Below are 19,679 nucleotides of genomic sequence, written 5' to 3'. Positions count from 1 at the left end.
TAAATTTATTTTTTTGCAGATTCTTTGATTTGTTTGGCTTTTTCTTCCACTTTGGAAGCGCCTTTTACCAAAAGAGTGTCTACTTTGGACTTCAGTTTTTCTTTCGTAGAATCTAAAACTTTCTCTGTTTTAGCTTTCACCGAATCTACATTCTCTTTAACTTCTTCCGATAGGGCATCTTTTGCAGCATCCAATTTCTCTTGAGTTTCTTCTTTGCATGACGCGAATACAGCAAGCAGTGCAAAACTTACAATGAACTTTTTCATATTATGCGGATAAGGTAGTTACGTCTTTATTGATTTTATTTACTAATCCAACCAATACTTTGCCCGGACCAACTTCGGTAAAGGAAGTGGCGCCATCAGCAATCATTTGTTGTACCGATTGCGTCCATTTTACTGGGGCAGTCAATTGGGTAATCAAATTTTGTTTGATAGTAGCCGCATCGCTCACCGCACTTGCAGGTACATTTTGATATACAGGACAAATTGGATCGTTAAAATGCGTAGCTTCAATGGCTGCCGCTAATTCCTCACGAGCCGGTTCCATCATGGGTGAGTGGAAAGCACCACCAACCGGTAATAATAAAGCGCGTTTCGCTCCTGCCTCTTTCATTTTTTCACAAGCCGCTTCTACCGCTTTGAATTCGCCCGAAATCACCAATTGTCCGGGACAGTTGTAATTCGCAGCAACCACAACTCCATCAATAGAAGCACAAATGTCTTCGACTACTTTATCGTCCAAGTTCAATACGGCTGCCATAGTGGAAGGAGTAATTTCACAGGCTTTTTGCATCGCTAGGGCACGTTGTGAAACCAATTTCAACCCGTCTTCAAACGACAAAGCCCCACTAGCAACCAAGGCTGAAAATTCCCCTAACGAATGTCCGGCCACCATTTCGGGCTGGAAATCTTCAAGGGTTTTGGCTAAAATCACCGAGTGTAAAAACACCGCGGGTTGGGTAACTTTGGTTTCTTTCAATTCCTCAGCTGTACCTTCAAACATGATGTCGGTAATGCGGAAACCTAAAATCTCATTGGCTTTTTCAAATAACTCACGTGCTACAGCTGAGTTTTCATATAAGTCTTTACCCATTCCGGTAAATTGTGCTCCCTGACCCGGGAAAACGTATGCTTTCATAGTATGTATCGGGTATTAATTATTGTCTTGGCGACAAAAATACAAAAAAATACGGGCCCTGATTAGAATTCGATGCCGCGAACAATTGCCTCCAATTGGGCTTTGTATTCGGGTTGGATAATGCCGTTGTTGACATCAAAATTTTCATAAAAACTAGGCAAAGAAAAAGTGCCTTTAACCTGTGCGCCTTGAAAAGGGAAACGGTTTTTGGCAATTTCTAATACACTGGCACCGCCACGACCACCCGGTGAGGTCGCTAGCAATACCATTGGTTTATCTTGGAAATTCTTGCCATTGATGCGCGAAGTCCAGTCCAATAGGTTTTTAAATGCCGCCGAATAGGCCCCGTTATGCTCCGCAAGAGACACAACGAGCAAGTCGGCTGAACCGATTTTTGCATAAAAATTCTGAGCAGCTTTTGGCATGCCTTCTTTTTCTAAATCCACAGAAAATACGGGAAGAGGGTAATCGTTTAAATCCAATACTTCGATTTCAGCATCGGAAAATAAATGAGCGGCATAGGTCGCTAATTGTTTGTTGATTGAAGTTTGGCTGGTCGAACCGCCAAAAGCAATAATTTTTTTCATGGTTAGGTGTGGAGCCAAGCTCCGAATAGTTTTCGTAATAAAGGCAATAGGACATACACCATGAGCGGAACCAAAATTCCGGTCATAATCAAGGTGCGAATCGGCAGGGCCAAGTCTTTAATGTAGTCGCCTAAAAGAAAAGAAGCTAGAGTAATGGCAGGATAAATCGCAATCCAAACCATTAAGGCAAACTTCCATTTTTTGGGTGGTTTCATTTGTTATAATAATAGGTCAAAGCCCCAGAAGGACATTTTTTAATCGTTTCAACAATTGCTTCGGTATCCGAATTCTCGGGAACAATCCACGGTTTCTCTTTGGGTTTAAATACCGCCGGATTGTTTTTAACACATTCAGCGGCATGTTTACACAATCCCGATTTCCATACAATGGTCACTTCGCCATTGCTGTATTCTTTGGTAAGGTCTTTTGGATCCATAATTATTGGTTTTGGGTATGAATAACAATTTTGTTTTCTAAGATTTTAGATACGGGACATTTTTCAGCGATCACCAACAACCGTTGTTGGATTGCTTCATCCACACCTTCTGGAAAAGTGAGGGTTCGCGAAATATGGGTAACCAATTCCGGGGTTTGTTCTTGTTCCATATTTAAAGTTACTGCAAACACAGGGATATCCCATCCCTTTCGGTCAATATACATCCGTAAGGTCGAGAGGGTACAACCCGCCAAAGAAGCCAACAAAGTCGTGTAGGGGTCAGGCCCCAAATCTTGTCCGCCCAGCGATTCGGGTTCGTCCATAATCAGTTGACCGTTGCGCCACTGAATGGTGCAACGGTACAATTGGGTACTAATACTTCCGATGATATCGTTTTCTAATAACTTCTTCATGTTAAACGCGTACGTCGTTAAATTCGGGTGTTTTATCAAAAACCGCTTTGGCAAACGGACATAGGGGCAAAATTTTCAATCCGTTGGCGCGGGCCATTTCAACGGCAGCCGTTACCATTTTTTTGCCCAACCCTTTGCCTTCGTTGCCGGGTCTCACTTCCGTATGATCGATAATGATCTTATCCGGTCCCGCATACACAAAGGTCATGCGACCTTGTTCTGTGCCGTCAATGGTAATTTGAAAAAAACCATTTTTGTCGTTTTGTTCGAGATGTACAATCGGTTCCATACCACTTATTTATTGAAACATGGGAACTTCCATGAGTAATAATTCAGTGTCTTCAGTCATTTGAAAATCCACCGTAGCCAAGCTATTGTCGTCGGTCCAAATGCCCATGCCATCACGAAGTTCGAGTGCTTGTCCATCTACGGTTAACCCGCCTTTAATTACAAAAACATACAACCCATTGCCTTCTTTTTTAAAGGTATAGTTCGCTTGTTCTCCCGCTTTGAAATTCCCCATGTGGAACCAAGCATCTTGGTGAATCCAAACGCCTTCATCTTCCGCATTGGGCGATAAAATTTGTTGAAACTTCCCTTCACGATCCGGCACATTTAACGTAATTTGTTGGTAACGGGGTTCGACATTACGGTATTTAGGGAACACCCAGATTTGCAACAAATTGGTACGGCGGTCATGATTCGGGTTAAACTCACTATGCTGAATTCCCGTTCCCGCACTCATCACCTGTACATCGCCAAACTTGATGGTTTCAGCATTGTTCATGCTGTCTTTGTGGGCCAAATCGCCTTCCAGCGGAATCGTAATGATTTCCATATTGTCGTGCGGATGCGTACCAAAGCCCATACCACCGGCTACAATATCATCATTTAACACACGCAATACGCCAAACTGTACGCGATTGGGATCGTAATAGCCCGCAAAGCTAAAAGTATGACGAGCTTCTAACCAACCGTGATTCGCATAACCACGGGTATTTGATTTATGGATAACTGTATTTTTCATATCGTTTAAATTTAATCATTATTACGATACAAAGGTAGGGCGCGACTCACTTTAGGCCACTTAATCTAGGTTAAGAAAATGATTTTGATTTTTTGAAGCAGACGTTTTTGTTCTTTATCCAGTGTCTTCCCGCTATCCGCTATATCCCTCCACTGCGTTACGGGGATGCCGCTCCTATCGGGGCTAGAAATCAAGTTTTGATTTTAATGACGAATTTTCTTTAGTACTCTTTATCCAATTCTAAATTCTAAAAAACCCTTACTTTAACTCCGTCCGATTAGCAATATTCAAGATTTCATAAATCGCTTTCAAATGGTATTTTACAGTATTTTCAGAGATGAAAAGTAAAGCGCCTATTTCCTTATTGGTTTTGCCTTCTTTCAGGTATTGAATGATTTCCAATTGGCGTTCGGTCAAATTATAATCCGTAAGTTGAAGCTTTTCTTCATTTTTTGAATTCGTCAAGCGCATTAATTCATCATGAATGAGTCGATTTTCATTTTCAGCCAATTCACGCTTGGTTTTATTGACAATATTATATTTAAAAAGCGTGACAGCCAACGCGACAAGTACCGCAATGAGTAGCAATAAAAAAGTTTGAAAAGCCTTTTCGTATTTTTTGTCAAGATCATTTTTTTGACGTTGTAATTTTTGTTCAAGCAAATGTACTTTACCAATGTTTTCAGTAGAATTATACAGCGTACTCAAAGAATCAAATACTTTTTGATACATTGGAAAATGTTCGTAATCTTTTTCCGCTAAGGCTATTTTTTTCCGGATTTCATACAAGTACAGTTCGTACTTTAGAATTTTGTACTGACGGGAATACCTTAATCCTTCTTGAAACGCCGCTTCCATTTTTGCGGGATTTCCCATTTTAGCATACAGTTCCAAGTGTTTGGCTAATATATTGGGCACATCCCTCGGCGAATAACGCTTTGCCATGGTCAATGCTTCGTTAAGCTTTTTTTCCGATTCCGGTAAGCGATTATCCAAATACTCCAAGTAGCCTTCCTGCATTTTTAGAAATATAACACTGATTTTAGGTAAGCCCTCAAACTTTTTAAGTTCGAGTTCCAACATTAGTGTTCGGGCTGCTTCGTATTTATGAATGTCAAACAAGGCAAACGCCATTTCGGCACGTACAACATTTAAACTATTTTGAGGAGTTTTGGTGCGAATTGCTTCTTTTTCTGCCAATTTTAAGGTAAGGAGCACTTCCTCGTAATTAAAAAGGCGCTTGTAGGTTTGGGATTTTAAGATTAATGCCCTAAGCTTTTGATCGGATTCATTTTTATGAGAATCAAGAAAGGTGTTAATTGCCAAAATGGATTTTTCATATTCAAATGAATCGTTGAATTGAAATACCTTTTTTTCCAGCGATTCTATGGTAATAGGCGTACTATAAATAAAACTACTGCAGAGTAGGAATAGCAGTAAAAATCGGTAGTTCATCAGCTTAAAAATTGTAGAAAAAATTGGAATTGCAAATATAGATTATCATTGAACATTACCTAAATTTTTAAGAGTAAATAAAAAACTACCCGCGAACTACCCGCCCCAAATGGTGTGAGTTGTACTTATTTTCTGAAATTTGAAATCTAAATTTTCCTCGATATATGTTTTCCCAAATCAAGAATTTTTTAAAACTATTTTCGACCAAACGAGAAGAAGCCATTCTTACTTGTTTAAAAAACGATATCGCACTCACGGATGAAAATATTCGTGAAGTGGAAAGCATTCTAAAACAAAGAAAAGAAAGAGACGCCAAATTATTGGCCATAAAAAACCGAAGTAAAGAAGGATTCGATCATTATTAATTAATGGGTTAACTTAATTTTGACACCGACTTTATTTGGGGAACAAAGCACTTCGAGAGGAGTGCTTTTTTTATTTGAATGGGGGAGGTTGGTTTACAAACATTTTTTTAAAACCAGCTGCGCAAATTCTCCCGACTTTGAGCTGCAGTAACCTCCTATAGCTTGGTTTTGCAATCCGTGCTAATACAAATAGGCCTATATAGTTTTTCTCAAAAGTAAAAAAACGACATCAATAGGGATATAATTTTTGTTGTGTGGGCACGGTTTGCAAATCTGCGCCATTGGGTTTTTTCCTAATAGTTACAGGGTTTTTTCCTAATAGTTACAGGGTTTTTTCCTTTACTTTTTTTTCAATTTTAACTTTTCCTTTTTTTACATTTGACTCAAAACAGATTAGTTTGATTAGATGAATTTCTAAGAATGTCATATAAAATAAATAAATTTTAATAAAGTTTATAAGAATATTTATATTCACTTTCATAAATAATATTAACCATTTAAATTTAATATCATGAGAAAATTATTTAAAAAAATTGTACTTAGTTTTATTGTTTTTGGATTTATCAGTTGTAGTAATGATGATTCTAATATTCCTAAACAATCAAATTTCTTCAACTCTAGTAGTAACTCAAATGTTCAAAGAATGAGTTCAGCTGAAATAGAAGATACTTTCAATAAAATTGTATCACTTAACGATACAAATGAACAAATTCTTGCAGCATCAACACTTTCTCCAGAGGATAAATTATCACTTTGGATTTACAAATTAGAAAACTTTAAAGAGAATAATTCACTTACTAGTGAGCAAATAAATTTTATCAATAGCTTGATATCAGAATTGAACCAAAATTTATTCGATGAAAAATCTAATTTGAGGATTGAATTTCTTCAAAATAGAAGTGATGAAATAATGCAAAACGCAAAGAATCTTTTTGGTGAAAAAGAAGGGTGGTATCTGTTAACAAAGGTTGAAAATATTAATCATAGAATAGCAAGAATTAATGCTTTAAATGAAATTGAAAAAGAAGGTGATATGAGTAAAGCATTAAGATCTTGTACTTGTGAGAGCAGTTCTGAATGTGTTAGAGTTACAGGAATTAGTGTTTGGGGGGTAAGTTGGGAATATGGTACTTGTGGTGGAAATTGTTATACAAGGACATATTTTTTTGGTTTATGGGAGTCAGACAATACTGGAAGATGTAAATATTAATGTTTAGATTTAGATGAAAAAAATAATTTGTCTTTTTTTATTTTATTTCGTTTCAGCTTGTATGAATAATGAAAAACTTACAGAAGTAGGAATTTACTATGAAAAATATATTGGTGAGATAAAAATTGGAAATAAAAAAAGAATTATTGTTAGGTTAAAGAATCTAGGAGAAAGCGATCTTATCATACATAAAATACAGCCATCATGCCAATGTGTTAAAGTAAACAATAATATGGGTGTTTTGAAACCTAAACATGATGTCGAAATTATTTTTGAATTTCATGCTACAGAGATAGGATTAAATGAGGAATCAATTGCATTCAATTTAAATACTAAAGAAAAGTTTAATATTATTAAATTCAAAGCTAAAGTTGTAAAATGAAAAATTCATTATTATTTGTTACAGTTTTAATTTTATATACTATTTCTGGTATTGTCTCAGTTGAATTAGGGTATATTGGTGTATTTCTTTCTAGTTTTATTTTTTTTTTTCTTCCTGTATTTTTTCTAAAAAACATTAGTCAAGCTTCATTGAAAGTTATTGTTTTTTTTATTTTGATTCATACTTTTTTTTTAATAACGGCACTAATTGTTAAAGGGTTCGCTGGTGTGAAGTTAGGCGGTAACATTATTGTTGCAATTAACTTTTGTTCATTAATTTTTGGGAATTACATCTCAAAAAAAGGGAGGATATTATTTTACTCTACAACAATAATTTATTTTGTTTTTATTTTTTTCGTTTCTCAATTAATAACAGTTTTAAGTGAACAAGTTGATTTTTATGGGACTATAACTGGTAAAGTTAATTATAAAGTAAATTCTAAAAATTTGATTGTATATGATTTTAAAACGAAAAAAAATATTAATATTTCAAATTTAAAAAGTAAAATAATTGTATTAGACTATTGGAATAATAATTGCGCACCTTGTTATAAAAAATTTCCTTCATACAAGAAACTTGAAAATAAATTTAAATCGAATAATAATATCTTATTTCTTACAATAAATTCTTTTGAAGAAAACAATGAAATTCTAGAGGGAAAACTTATAATGGATTCACTAAAATATAATTTTAAAAACTATTTTCAAAATAGAAAAATTAGTGAAAAACTCAATGTTCAGTCTTTTCCAACAATTTTAGTATTAAAAAATGGGAGAATTATTTTTAGAGGTTCAGTAGATTTGTTATTTATTCTTGATTTTATTTATTTGAAGCCATAAAATATAATTGTTTGATTTGTTTCACAATTATTGAAATTATTTTAATATCACACAAATTATATATTACTGTTAAAAGTCTATATACATTTTGTGTTTGGATAACAAAGCACTTCGAGAGGAGTGCTTTTTTTATTTGAATGGGTGAGGTTGGTTTACAAAGCATATTTTAAAACCTGTTGTGCAAAGTCTCCTGACTTTGAGTTGCAGTAACCCCGAGGCTTTGGCTGAACGGACGAAGTAAATTCGAGCCATCTGGGTAAAATTACTCTTTTTAATTGCTTTTCAAAGTAAAGGTGAAGTTTCCCTACTTTGAGCTGAATTGTCTATAATTTTAACTTTACTTTTTGCTCTTTTTCATCCCAATACAAGTATTTCTTGTTTCGTTTAAACCACTTTTTCCAATCAATTAAATTTTTATCTGATGGAATCCCGATGGCGCGGATTTTCAATCCGTGCCAATACACTAGAATTGGCTTTTACATTACTCTTCAAAAATAGGTAAAACTGCATCTATTTAGGTGTAGGTTTTGCTTTCTACAGGGTGGGCACGGATAACATATCCGCACAATCGTGTCAAAGTGTTTTTTTTATTTCTAAGAAAACTCAATCACTTCCGAAGCATTTTCCCTTTCATCTTACTAAAGAACTCGGGCGTAACCCCAATATACGAAGCAATCTGCTTTTGGGGAACACGCTGAATCAAGGAAGGGTAGCGTTTGCAAAATTTTTCAAAACGCTCTTCAGCACTGCGGCTCATATTGTCCATCAGTCGCTCTTGGTGAGCCACCAACGAATTTTCAGCCAGTATGCGAAAATACCGTTCCAGTTGGGGTAGTTGTTGATAAAGGAGTTCTTGCTGCGCTTTGGACAAAACAATGACCTCAGTGTCTTCCAACGTTTCAATAAACAAATCGCCGGGCTTCCCCGAAAACAAGCTGTACATGTCGCTGATCCACCAACCCTCACACGCAAAATGGAGAATGTGCTCCACAATATTGTCGTTGATGTAAAAACTCCGCACCAAACCCGAAGTGATGAAATAGGTTTCCGTACATACCGTCCCCGCATGCTGTAGCACCGATTTGGATTTGTACTTTCGGGTTTCAGTATGGACCAAAAACAAAGCCGCCTCATCCGGAGTGAGGGGGCTGTGTTTTTGGATATGTGCGATCAAGGATTGCACGTTAGTGTTTTAACGGTAACAATTTAAAATAGGTCACGACAAAGGTGTTCCCTTTGATTTCGCCAATCACTTCCGCTTGACGGATGGCCGAACAAAAACCGTCTTCGGCATGGGCATCACCATGATCGTCCAGTTTAGTGCCAACGACAAAATAAGATTTACCGTCAATGCGCACCGCCAAATCACAACCTTTCTTGTCTTTCATTCCAAATTGGCATTGCCCACAGGAGACTTCGACCAACTGTGTTTTGGGTTGCGTTTGGGTTGTTTGGGCTTGTGTTGTGTAGGATAATACAAACAAGCAAAAAGTAATGACTATATTTTTCATAACTTACGGGTTTACAGTGATCATTTGCGCCGTTTCTTGCGCGCGTTCAACAAGTTGCTCAATCGGTGTTGCTAAAACATCGTGGGTCAACACCACACCCATTCTTCGATAGGGTCGTGAGGTTGGTTTTCCAAAGATACGAAAATCAGTTTTGGGTAAGCCCGCCACGTTTGCCATGCCGGTGTACGTAGGGTTTTCAGAGTTGGCTGACGCTAAAAGTACCGCACTGGCCCCTGCTTTTTCTTGAGTGATTTCAAAAATAGGCAAACTCAACACGGCCCGTAAATGCAATTCAAATTCGTTGAAGTTTTGCGTACCCGCCAAGGTTACCATGCCCGTATCATGCGGACGCGGAGAGAGTTCAGAGAAATAGACGCCTTCATCGGTTAAGAAGAATTCAACGCCAAACAATCCTGCTCCACCTAACGCTTCGGTAACTTTACGCGCCATGTCTTGGGCTTCGGCCAAGTCGCGATCAGAGACGCGAGCTGGTTGCCAACTCTCTTGATAGTCGCCGCGTTCTTGACGGTGACCAATAGGCGCACAAAACAAGGTCGGATTGTTGTTTTGCGTAACGGTGAGTAAGGTAATCTCCGAATGGAAGTTCACAAAAGCTTCCACAATCACTTCAACCACATCACCGCGCGAACCTTCCACCGCATATGCCCAAGCTTTGGCAATATCCTCGGCTGATTTTATCGTAGATTGGCCTTTGCCCGACGAACTCATCAGCGGTTTTACCACACAGGGTAGGCCCACTTCAGCAACGGCTTGTTCTAATTCGGTAGCGGAGGTCGCATAGCGGTAGTTGGCAGTGCGCAGACCCAAGTCTTTGGCCGCCAAGTCGCGAATCGCTTTGCGGTTCATGGTGAAATTGGCTGCTTTGGCAGAAGGAACTACCGTTATTCCTTGCGCTTCATAGTCGTAAAAGCGTTCCGTGCGAATGGCTTCGATTTCGGGAACGATAAAGTCGGGTTGGTGTTTGGCAATGACAGCATCCAAGGCAGCGCCATCGAGCATGTTGATGACTTCAAAGCCGTGGGCGACTTGCATTGCGGGTGCGTTTTCATAGCTGTCGACCGCAATCACGGTTTGTCCGATGCGTTGGGCGGCAATTACGAATTCCTTACCGAGTTCGCCCGAGCCTAAGAGTACAATTTTTTTCTTCATGATAGTTGTGTTGAGAGGTTCTTTATGGATAACGTCTTTTTCAGGTCGCGTTAGGGGGTGAACCGGAAAGCCCGGATGCCGGAGTTTACGAAGGCAACGGACTTGTAGGGAAACACCCGACCTGAAAGGGAACGCCCAAAAAATAAAATAAAAAAGCCCCAAGTTTCCTTGAGGCGATGGGTTTATGCTACGGCTTCTTTGATGCGGCGTAGGGCTTCCGTTAGTAAATCCTCGCTTGTAGCGTAGGAGAAACGGATGCAGTTGGGGTTACCAAAAGCGTCGCCGGTTACCGTGGCCACATTGGCTTCTGCCAGTAAATACATGGAGAAGTCGTCGGCGTTTTGAATCAATTTTCCGCGCAATGTTTTTCCGAAGAACGACGATACATCGGGGAAGACATAGAATGCGCCTTCGGGAACGTTGATTTTCATGCCTGGGATGTCTTGTAATAATCCGACCACCAAATCACGACGGTGTTGGAAGGCCGCAACCATGTCGTTTAATACGCTTGGGTCGGCATCCACTGCGGTTAGCGTGGCCCGTTGTGCGATGGAATTGGCACCACTCGTTACTTGGCCTTGCATTTTGGTACAGGCTTTGGCAATAACTTCGGGAGCGCCGATGTAACCAATGCGCCAGCCGGTCATGGCAAAGGCTTTGGCCACACCATTTACAGTAATCGTGCGGTCAAACATCCCAGGGATTGACGCAATACTGCAGAAAGTTCCCGAGAAGTTGATATGTTCGTAGATTTCATCCGAAACGACGTAAAGATTGTCGTGTTGTAGAATGATTTCCGACAGTGCCGTTAGCTCCTCGCGGCTGTATACCGAACCACTGGGGTTGCAGGGCGAACTGTACCAAATCATTTTGGTTTTGGGTGTAATGGCTTGTGCCAATTGCTCGGGGGTAATTTTGAAATCACTTTCCACGGTGGTAGGCACTTCTACTGGAATACCGCCCGCGATTTTGATAATTTCATAATAAGAAACCCAATACGGTGCTGGAAGAATAACTTCGTCACCCGGGTTAATCATCACTTGAGCAATGTTGTACAAGGATTGTTTGGCGCCGGTAGAAACCACGATATTGGCTGGAGTATAGTCCAAGTTGTTATCGCGTTTGAATTTTCTACAGATGGCTTCTTTAAGATCTAAATAGCCGTCAACGGGTGAGTAGGTGCTGTAGTTATCATCGATGGCTTTTTTGGCCGCTTCTTTGATAAAATCGGGCGTATTAAAATCGGGTTCGCCCAAACTTAAACTGATGATATCTTTTCCTTGTGCTTTTAATTCACGGGCTAATGCAGCCATCGCCAAGGTTTGTGACGTGCTCAGACTGTTGATCCGGTCAGAAAGTGGATTCATTATGTTGTGTTATTGGTTTCGGGCAAATATAGCCCTATTTTTTAAGCGAATTGTGGTTTTTTTCCTAATTCCTTCAAGTGTCCAAAGTGAGAAATCACCGCCTCTCGCATGGTTTTGAACTCATAATAAGGGAGATTACATTCTTTGGCCGTTTGTTTTACGATTTCCGCAATTTTGTCGTAGTGAATGTGGCTAATATTAGGGAAAATGTGGTGCTCAATTTGGTGGTTTAATCCGCCCGTGTAATAATTCACCAACCAGTTTTTCGGAGCGAAGTTGGCTGTAGTATACAACTGGTGAATCGCCCACGTGTTTTCCATTTCGCCGTCCTCATTCGGAACAGGATTGTGCGTTTCATGCACCACGTGCGCCAATTGGAATACGATACTTAAAATCAAACCTGCGGTATAGTGCATTACTACAAAACCTAGAACGACTTTCCACCAAGTGATTCCCATCACCATCGGAACTGCCAACCAAATCGAGAAGTAAATGATTTTGGTGATGATTAATGTTGTCCAACGGAAGACAGGACTCTTGAACTCGCCATACGATAATTTGCGTTGTAAATAGCGTTTGGTTTGTTGGAAATCCGAAGTGATTGCCCAGTTGAAGGTTAATAAACCGTATAAAAATACCGAGTAGATGTGTTGGAATTTGTGGTGTTTGTACCATTCGGCTTCTTTGGTGAAACGCAAGATACGTCCGGCCTCCAAGTCTTCATCATGGCCTAAAATGTTGGTGTAGGTATGGTGCAACACATTGTGCTGTACTTGCCAATTGTACACGTTACCTGCCAAGATATAGATGCTTCCGCCCATGATTTTGTTGATCCAAGATTTTGATGAATACGAGCCGTGGTTCCCGTCGTGCATCACGTTCATCCCTACGCCAGCCATACCCACACCGATTACGATGTTCAGTAAAAGATAGGTCCAAAAGGGCATATCCATAGCGACTAGGAAAAAGTAAGGTACCAAGAATAGCGAGAACATTACAATGGTTTTTAAATGTAATTTCCAGTTTCCGGTACGGTCAATATTGTTGTCTTTGAAGTAGTCGTTGACACGTTTGTTCAACGTTCTGAAGAATTTTAATTGGTCATTTTTGGAGAAGATAGGACTTCCTGCTTCCATGTAATCTAAATTTTAAAGTTGTGTCAAATTTACGGATTATAATTTTTTCCATCCTGATATTCATCATATTTTATCAACGAAAAAATGTAATTTTGCACAAAATTAACTTCATGGACGAAATTCTTAAGCAATTTCCTAATCTTTCTGATAATCAACGTGCTCAGTTTGCCAAGTTGCACGAATTGTATTCGGAATGGAATGCAAAAATCAATGTAATCTCTCGAAAAGATATTGACGAATTGTACACCCGTCACGTATTGCATTCGTTAGGAATTGCCAAAATCATGGAATTTCAACCCGGTGCCTCGGTGATGGATGTGGGCACAGGCGGTGGATTTCCGGGCATTCCTTTGGCGATTTTATTTCCCGAAACCCAATTCTATTTGATCGATGTGATCGCCAAGAAAATCCGTGTGGTGAATGAAGTAGCCGCAGGTTTGGGTTTGACCAACGTGAAAGCCGAACAAATGCGTGCCGAAAAGGTACAGCAAGAATTTGATTTTATCGTGAGTCGTGCCGTAACTAACATGCCCGATTTTGTCAAGTGGGTGCGCGGTAAAGTGAAAAAGCAATCCAAACATACCTTGGACAACGGTATATTGTATTTAAAAGGCGGGGATTTGACCGAAGAATTAGCGGTGTTCCAAAAGACTGTTTTGTACAATCTCTCCGATTATTTTGAAGACGAATTTTTTGAAACAAAGAAAGTGGTTTACCTACCCTTGAAATATAAGTCATAAAAAAAGTCCCTTGTAGCAAGGGACTTTTTTATTAGGATTTAATGAGTTTGTATGTTGATTTTCCGCTTTCGTTTTGGATGGTCAACAAGTAGATGCCATTTTCCAAAGTGAGCGGTAGCGTGAGCTGCCCTGTGAAATTGGATTGATTGTGTGTCCAAATCACTTTTCCTAAAGCATCCGTTACGGTCATTTGCGACGGATGCATTGCATAAGGTGCAAAGATTTCCAATTGTTCTCCCACTGGGTTTTTGATTTGCAAATGATCCAAAGCATACGAAGGCGTTCCCAATTGACCTTGTACAATTTCATTATAGGCAAACAACATATTCGTTGGCGTCAACGTCACGTGATTCTCATTAGTGGTGGGCACATGATAATTGACAAATGGAGTAGTTGAATTTGCAGTCACCGGACTGTAATAGTTGTTGGTATTGATTATCGCTAAAGAGCTAACCGTAGGAATAAAATCAAAATACAAGATTTGTAAATTGTTGAAGAATTCGGTGAGCAATGCATTCGTTGTCCCCGGATTCAAACCATTCATGTCAAAGCGACCGCCGGGTGCCGAATCCAATCCGGATGTTGTTGTTGGGTATTTGCAATTGGCTAAACTTTCCAATAAGGTAATCCATGTAAACACAAAAGTTTGACCCCGAAAACGACTCACTTGATTCGTTTGTCCCGCTGCTGGTGTAAACCGTAAGTTGATAATCGCACGTTGGGTTGAGGATTGGTTAAACGTATGATCCATCACTACCATATCGGGCGTTCCCGTCATGGTGCCGTTTCCTGCCCCATTTGCAATAGCAACATTGCGAACGGTTGCAGGGAATCCCATGGCATTCAATTCGTTTTGAAAAGCATCCCGGTAGTTGGGTGCGCCAGTCGGCAATAACGAATTGGTCGCCGTCATGAATTCATAGGCACTTCCCGATTGCAAATGGCCTTCCAAATGATCAATAAGCATTTGGCGTGCAGCCGGACTCTTCAACATCCCATTGACGATGGTTTGCATCGTCGTGTCGCCTAAAGGTCCGTACGCCATATAATTGAACAAATGTTGGAACCCAATCGGAACATTGGCACCCAAATGTGGCGAGTCAAAAGATATATACAAGCGGGTTTGGTGACTCATGCTGTTTTGCTCCATATACCGTAAGGCATAGCGCGAAATCAAACCACCCATACTCGGCCCAATAACTACATTTTGTTCGTTTCCGACTTTTTGGGCATTGATTTGGTTGATTAGTTCAATCAAAATATAAGCATTCCGCTGGATAAAATCGACGCCGCCGTCAACGGTTGTGGTGGTATTGGGTCGAACATAATTCGGGAAATTTAACACAATGACATCAAAGCCTAAAGCTCGGAGGTCATCACCCATATTTTGACCTGTTCCATAATTCAATGCATTATAAACGATAGAAGTATTTCGGGTATCTCCAGGGTCAAAGCCATCCACCAAAATGATAGGCTTATCCAAAACACCATTGGTCGTGTCCATGAAAATCTCGTATTCACCTTGTCCCTGAAAAGCCGCGGTTTCACCATAACCTTGATAGGCAAGGGTAGAGGTAATGGAATTCACAACATTGGGCATAACGGTAAATCCATTGTGTTTGCCATACACTTGTCCTTCTGTAGTCAAGGTGAATTGGTTTTGGGTCTGACTCCCGTCTGTAAAATGTAAGGTTGCTTGAATCGTATGTTGCCCAGCCGTTGAAAAAGTAACGGGGAGTTGCTGCCCTTTGTTCAAAACAAATGTTGCTCCATTTTCCAATTGCAATTGAACGGATTGTAGAGTTTTGGAGGTGCTAAAAATCAGCGCCTCAGGCAACGTGAAAGTTACCGTATTGGTTCGCGAAGATAAAAACAACGGAGCGATGCAATTCAATGCATGTTGTTTCAAATAGCCAGAATTGCCTTGGGCTATCCATTGGCCTTGGCTGTTTTTTTGTAAACTGGCGAATTGATTTTGGGGTATCGATTCGAAATTAGCCACCAAAACTGCCAACGGAATTTCATGTTGGGCAATTGCTATCGCTTTTTGGGTGTCTAAATCAGACAATTCTGGAAAGCGATGGTCAAAATCGGCCCGCTGAAGTTCGCTATATAGTTGTCGGAAATTGCTCGCATTGAATTCGGTCGGCAGTTGTTCGTTGATCTTCGAACTGCACCAAACCCGATCAATAAGAATATGGGTTTTTGAATCCGATTCCAATAAATCAAAGGATTTTTCTTGCGCTTGAAGGAAGAATGAAAATAATCCGAAAGCGGTTACAAGTAATTTTCGATGCATAGTTTTTTGTTTTGATTTTCGAATGTACAAAAAATTAAGAATCAAGCGAATAAAAAAATCCGACCCTGTAAAGAATCGGATTTTAAACTTTTAATTTCTTGTGATTATTCGCCCAAGAAAGGGTAACGGTAATCAGCTGGCGTTACAAACGTTTCTTTGATTGTACGTGGCGAAACCCAACGCAATAAGTTTTGCATTGAACCCGCTTTGTCATTCGTTCCTGAAGCACGTGCACCACCAAACGGTTGCATTCCTACGACAGCTCCTGTCGGTTTGTCGTTGATGTAGAAGTTACCCGCGCTGTTTTGTAACGCTTGTGTGGCTTCTACAATGGCATAACGATCTTGACTGAAGATAGCGCCTGTCAACGCATATTCTGAAGTACTGTCCACCAACTCTAAGGTTTTTGCCCAATCGGCATCCTCGTAAATATATACCGTCAAAACAGGACCGAACAACTCGGTTTCCATCGTTTTGTATTTTGGATTGGTTGTCAAAATCACTGTAGGTTGAATAAAATACCCCACCGATTTGTCATAATTTCCACCAAATAAAATTTCAGCATCCGCATCTTGTTTCGCTTGTTCGATATAAGAAACCAATTTGTCAAACGAACCTTCGTGAATCACTGCAGTCACAAAGTTGGAGAAATCTTCAGGCGATCCCATTTTGATACTCGCCAATTCTTTGCCCATTTCTTCTTTAATAGCCGGCCATAATGATTTTGGGAAATATGCTCTGGAAGCCGCACTACATTTTTGACCTTGGAATTCAAAAGCACCGCGAATTGTATTGGCCACCACTTGTTTCACATTTGCCGAAGGATGTGCTAACACAAAATCTTTTCCACCTGTTTCTCCAACAATACGGGGATAGGTTTTGTAAGTATGAATGTTTTCGCCAATTTTCTTCCAAATTTCTTTGAAAACAAAGGTCGAGCCTGTATAGTGAACACCTGCAAAATCAGGGTGTTTTAAAACTATATCCGTAATCATTACGGGGTCGCCAAACACCACATTGATTACTCCGTCAGGAACTCCCGCTTCTTTGAATACATCGATAATTACTTTAGCAGAAAACACCTGACTGTCGCTTGGTTTCCAAACCACGGTATTTCCCATTAACGCCGCACTTGCAGGAAGATTCGCTGCAATAGCCGTGAAGTTAAACGGTGTAATGGCATACACAAATCCTTCTAGCGGACGGTATTCCACACGGTTCCAAATATCCGATACCGAAGCCGGTTGGTCACTATAAATTTGCGTCATGAATTGTACATTGTAACGCAAAAAGTCTATCAACTCACAGGCTGCATCAATCTCGGCTTGAAATATCGTTTTTGATTGGGCAATCATTGTCGCTGCATTGATTCGGGCACGATAGGGTCCGGCAATCAATTCGGCTGCCTTTAAAAAGATACCAGCACGGTGCTCCCAAGGCATGTTGGCCCATTTTTTACGCGCTTCCAAAGCTGCGTCAATGGCTTGTGTTACGTGTTGTGCTTCTCCCAAATGATAGGTGCCCACAATGTGTTTGTGGTCATGAGGGGCACTCATGGTGCGGGTATTTCCGGTGCGAACTTCTGACGAACCAATGTACATTGGGACGTCGATGGTTTCGTTCCACATTTTTTTATAAGCGGCTAATACCGCTGCTTTTTCCGGTGAATTCGGAATATATGATTTTACGGGTTCATTGACCGCTTTAGGGACATTGAAAAATCCTTTAGGCATGAGTTGTATTTTTTGAAATTGAACAATAATAAAAAAGTTGGCTGGCTTTTTACGAATTTGCCAACAACGAACAAAAATACAAAGGTTTGACTAAAAACTTGTCAACCCATGTTACAATTTCATGAAATGATTAATTTAAGGCGTAAGGCGCATTCAAGCGAAAAGCAGGAACAATTACACGGAAGTTGCGTGTCGTAGTAAAATTCACCATGTTAAACCAACCGTGCATGGCGCCATGAGGAGAAGTAAGCAGACAACCGGAAGTGTAGGTGTGGGTTTCGCCGGGTTTCAATACCGGTTTTTTTCCAATCACTCCTTCACCATCGACAATTTCTAAATCATTTAGAGAATCGTAAATTTCCCAATGGCGGGAAAGGAGTTGTACCGAGTCTTTGCTGTGATTTTCAATGGTAATCTCATACGAAAAAGCATAGTGAAGCTTGTAGTTTTTGAAGTAAGTCCCTTCGAAAACCGTGCTCACCGAAATTTTAATGCCTTTTGTGATTTGGGTTACCATGTTCAATTATTTGACGTAAAGTTACAAAAAAAAGGTAATAATCAACGCTTTACCGTTTAAAGATAGTGTTAATTAATGATGTCAACCGAGGAAGCAATGCCTTTACCAATCACGCGATCATAGCGTTGGTTGTTTTCACGGTAATATACCAATACCATATAATCGTTTTCGGTTTGGTAGAAATTTCCGTCAATCGCATTAGCATTGTCAATCGTTCCATTGGAATCCGCTACCGTAAAACAATAATTGGTAAAGCCTTGTTTCACCATAATCGCTTTTTCATAAAGCCCTTTCTTTTCATTATAATCCATCTTATATTCGTCATTCAAGGCGTAATTATTAAACATCCCTGTAATGTAAATATTTTTGTTTTCATAAAAAGCGGGAGCGGATAACGACATGTAAATCCAAGCATAATCAGCTTCTGTTTCAGGTACCGTCGAATTCACATTGTTGATGAAGAAATTCCCATTTTTGTCAGGCCAATAGGTGTAGGGCTGACTCCCACGTGCGGTATTGGTGTACAAATAACAGCCGTATAAACCAGAATTGGTGTCCACTTTAGCAATTGTATTGGTGGCCGCCCGAATGTTTTTATTTTCAAAATATAAAAATTCGTTCCCCGCCCAAAACTGGGTTTCGCTATCGTATTTGTAAATCAAATCATTGCCCACCGTATACATGGGTTTGATGTTGGTCAGGGCATTGTTCAAACGTCCGTTTTGAAGCACCATTACTTTGACGTTTTTTAGCGGACTCTGGAAATTAATCGTCCCAGATTTTATGGCAAAATCCATATTGTGCTTGTAAGGCGTATCATTCACTTGGCGTGCTCGTTTGACTTGCAACGGTACCGAAACCAGATTTTCATAAACGACAAACTTTCGCGAAAAAACAACTTCTCGATCTTCATTTAAAATGCTAATCATGTAGTTGCCACTCACTTTCAATTGGGTGAATTTGTTGGGAAAAGTAACACGGTAATGCGAATAAATCTGTAAACAGTTCAACGAATTCGTATAGTCAATAATACGTTGGTCATTAAACCCTGTCAAATATTCATTGATGCTTAATTGGGATTGTTTCCAATCGTAATCACAATGGGTAATGTGGTAATAGTAATTGCTTTCCGAGCCTTGTAAGTCATCAAACTGCAATTGAATGTCATCCCCCAATTGGAAAACAGGTACCATGTTTTGTCCGTTTTGAACAAAAGTGATGGTTTTGATATAATACGGTGGATTGACTTCTTTCTCTTGTGCAAAGGTGAATACGCTTGCCAATACGGCGAGCACTGCCCAAAATCGCTTCATGTGATCGTTGTTTATTTCGTAAAGATACTAAAGCAACGA

The 19,679-nt window shown here is 39.8% G+C and carries 23 protein-coding genes; 5 read left to right on the top strand and 18 right to left on the bottom strand.

Going from position 1 to position 19,679, the window contains the following annotated elements; translation table 11 throughout:
• Positions 1–5: 5 nt before the first annotated feature.
• From EQG61_RS00745 to EQG61_RS00705, 9 genes are all read right to left on the bottom strand, one after another.
• The gene (locus tag EQG61_RS00745) at positions 6–266 is read right to left on the bottom strand and encodes a hypothetical protein (RefSeq protein WP_129459963.1); all 261 of its coding nucleotides are present in this window, start codon (positions 264–266) and stop codon (positions 6–8) included.
• A gap of 1 nt (position 267) precedes the next feature.
• Positions 268–1,140, bottom strand: a complete 873-nt coding sequence (gene fabD, locus EQG61_RS00740; protein WP_129459962.1) for an ACP S-malonyltransferase — start codon at positions 1,138–1,140, stop codon at positions 268–270.
• 62 nt (positions 1,141–1,202) lie between these two features.
• Positions 1,203–1,727, bottom strand: coding sequence for an NADPH-dependent FMN reductase (locus EQG61_RS00735; protein WP_129459961.1), 525 nt, complete (start codon positions 1,725–1,727; stop codon positions 1,203–1,205).
• 2 nt (positions 1,728–1,729) lie between these two features.
• Positions 1,730–1,942, bottom strand: coding sequence for a hypothetical protein (locus EQG61_RS00730; protein WP_129459960.1), 213 nt, complete (start codon positions 1,940–1,942; stop codon positions 1,730–1,732).
• Positions 1,939–2,163, bottom strand: a complete 225-nt coding sequence (locus EQG61_RS00725; RefSeq protein ID WP_129459959.1) for a (4Fe-4S)-binding protein — start codon at positions 2,161–2,163, stop codon at positions 1,939–1,941. The genes EQG61_RS00730 and EQG61_RS00725 overlap by 4 nt, the downstream gene beginning before the upstream one ends.
• A gap of 2 nt (positions 2,164–2,165) precedes the next feature.
• Positions 2,166–2,576: an OsmC family protein gene (locus EQG61_RS00720; RefSeq protein ID WP_129459958.1), complete on the bottom strand. Its 411-nt coding sequence runs from the start codon at positions 2,574–2,576 to the stop codon at positions 2,166–2,168.
• A 1-nt stretch (position 2,577) separates the two neighbouring features.
• Positions 2,578–2,865, bottom strand: coding sequence for a GNAT family N-acetyltransferase (locus EQG61_RS00715; protein ID WP_073365484.1), 288 nt, complete (start codon positions 2,863–2,865; stop codon positions 2,578–2,580).
• A gap of 9 nt (positions 2,866–2,874) precedes the next feature.
• Positions 2,875–3,603 carry a pirin family protein gene (locus tag EQG61_RS00710; RefSeq protein ID WP_129459957.1) on the bottom strand — a complete coding sequence of 243 codons (729 nt, stop codon included), beginning with the start codon at positions 3,601–3,603 and terminating at the stop codon, positions 2,875–2,877.
• Between the two features lie 258 nt (positions 3,604–3,861).
• Entirely contained in the window at positions 3,862–5,058 is a 1,197-nt protein-coding gene (locus tag EQG61_RS00705; RefSeq protein WP_129459956.1) for a response regulator transcription factor, read from the bottom strand.
• 164 nt (positions 5,059–5,222) lie between these two features.
• Here EQG61_RS00705 and EQG61_RS00700 point away from each other — a divergent pair, with 164 nt between their 5' ends.
• From EQG61_RS00700 to EQG61_RS00685, 4 genes are all read left to right on the top strand, one after another.
• Entirely contained in the window at positions 5,223–5,423 is a 201-nt protein-coding gene (locus EQG61_RS00700) for a hypothetical protein (RefSeq protein WP_129459955.1), read from the top strand.
• Between the two features lie 511 nt (positions 5,424–5,934).
• Positions 5,935–6,633, top strand: coding sequence for a bacteriocin fulvocin C-related protein (locus tag EQG61_RS00695; protein ID WP_129459954.1), 699 nt, complete (start codon positions 5,935–5,937; stop codon positions 6,631–6,633).
• A gap of 13 nt (positions 6,634–6,646) precedes the next feature.
• Positions 6,647–7,015: an Ig-like domain-containing protein gene (locus EQG61_RS00690; RefSeq protein WP_129459953.1), complete on the top strand. Its 369-nt coding sequence runs from the start codon at positions 6,647–6,649 to the stop codon at positions 7,013–7,015.
• Positions 7,012–7,854: a TlpA family protein disulfide reductase gene (locus EQG61_RS00685; RefSeq protein WP_129459952.1), complete on the top strand. Its 843-nt coding sequence runs from the start codon at positions 7,012–7,014 to the stop codon at positions 7,852–7,854. Before EQG61_RS00690 ends, EQG61_RS00685 begins: the two co-directional genes overlap by 4 nt.
• Before the next feature lie 607 nt (positions 7,855–8,461).
• Here EQG61_RS00685 and EQG61_RS00680 read toward each other — a convergent pair.
• The 5 genes from EQG61_RS00680 to EQG61_RS00660 form a co-directional block, all read right to left on the bottom strand.
• Positions 8,462–9,037: a Crp/Fnr family transcriptional regulator gene (locus EQG61_RS00680; RefSeq protein ID WP_129459951.1), complete on the bottom strand. Its 576-nt coding sequence runs from the start codon at positions 9,035–9,037 to the stop codon at positions 8,462–8,464.
• A 1-nt stretch (position 9,038) separates the two neighbouring features.
• Complete coding sequence (locus tag EQG61_RS00675; RefSeq protein ID WP_129459950.1) at positions 9,039–9,365, bottom strand: DUF6370 family protein; 327 nt, start codon at positions 9,363–9,365, stop codon at positions 9,039–9,041.
• A gap of 3 nt (positions 9,366–9,368) precedes the next feature.
• Positions 9,369–10,535 (bottom strand): formate-dependent phosphoribosylglycinamide formyltransferase, encoded by a 1,167-nt coding sequence (purT, locus tag EQG61_RS00670; protein WP_129459949.1) that lies wholly within the window; start codon positions 10,533–10,535, stop codon positions 9,369–9,371.
• A gap of 182 nt (positions 10,536–10,717) precedes the next feature.
• A complete protein-coding gene (locus EQG61_RS00665) occupies positions 10,718–11,902 on the bottom strand; it encodes a pyridoxal phosphate-dependent aminotransferase (protein WP_164974865.1) in 1,185 nt (394 codons plus the stop codon).
• 41 nt (positions 11,903–11,943) lie between these two features.
• Entirely contained in the window at positions 11,944–13,038 is a 1,095-nt protein-coding gene (locus tag EQG61_RS00660; RefSeq protein ID WP_129459947.1) for a fatty acid desaturase family protein, read from the bottom strand.
• Between the two features lie 110 nt (positions 13,039–13,148).
• On the opposite strand from EQG61_RS00660, the gene rsmG reads away from it, so the two are divergent.
• Positions 13,149–13,778, top strand: a complete 630-nt coding sequence (gene rsmG / locus EQG61_RS00655) for a 16S rRNA (guanine(527)-N(7))-methyltransferase RsmG (protein WP_129459946.1) — start codon at positions 13,149–13,151, stop codon at positions 13,776–13,778.
• Between the two features lie 31 nt (positions 13,779–13,809).
• Here rsmG and EQG61_RS00650 read toward each other — a convergent pair whose 3' ends face one another.
• The 4 genes from EQG61_RS00650 to EQG61_RS00635 form a co-directional block, all read right to left on the bottom strand.
• A complete protein-coding gene (locus EQG61_RS00650; RefSeq protein ID WP_129459945.1) occupies positions 13,810–16,077 on the bottom strand; it encodes a T9SS type A sorting domain-containing protein in 2,268 nt (755 codons plus the stop codon).
• Positions 16,078–16,181: 104 nt separating this feature from the next.
• On the bottom strand, positions 16,182–17,810 hold the full coding sequence (gene pruA / locus EQG61_RS00645; protein WP_129459944.1) for an L-glutamate gamma-semialdehyde dehydrogenase: 1,629 nt from the start codon (positions 17,808–17,810) through the stop codon (positions 16,182–16,184).
• A 130-nt stretch (positions 17,811–17,940) separates the two neighbouring features.
• On the bottom strand, positions 17,941–18,327 hold the full coding sequence (apaG, locus tag EQG61_RS00640; protein WP_129459943.1) for a Co2+/Mg2+ efflux protein ApaG: 387 nt from the start codon (positions 18,325–18,327) through the stop codon (positions 17,941–17,943).
• Between the two features lie 68 nt (positions 18,328–18,395).
• Positions 18,396–19,640 (bottom strand): type IX secretion system plug protein, encoded by a 1,245-nt coding sequence (locus EQG61_RS00635; RefSeq protein WP_129459942.1) that lies wholly within the window; start codon positions 19,638–19,640, stop codon positions 18,396–18,398.
• Between the last annotated feature and the right edge of the window lie 39 nt (positions 19,641–19,679).

Origin of the sequence: Flavobacterium stagni (assembly GCF_004122105.1) — a bacterium.
Lineage (GTDB): Bacteria > Bacteroidota > Bacteroidia > Flavobacteriales > Flavobacteriaceae > Flavobacterium > Flavobacterium stagni.
The sequence above is the reverse complement of the archived record's forward strand: the minus strand, read 5'-3'. Positions and strand labels throughout refer to the sequence as shown.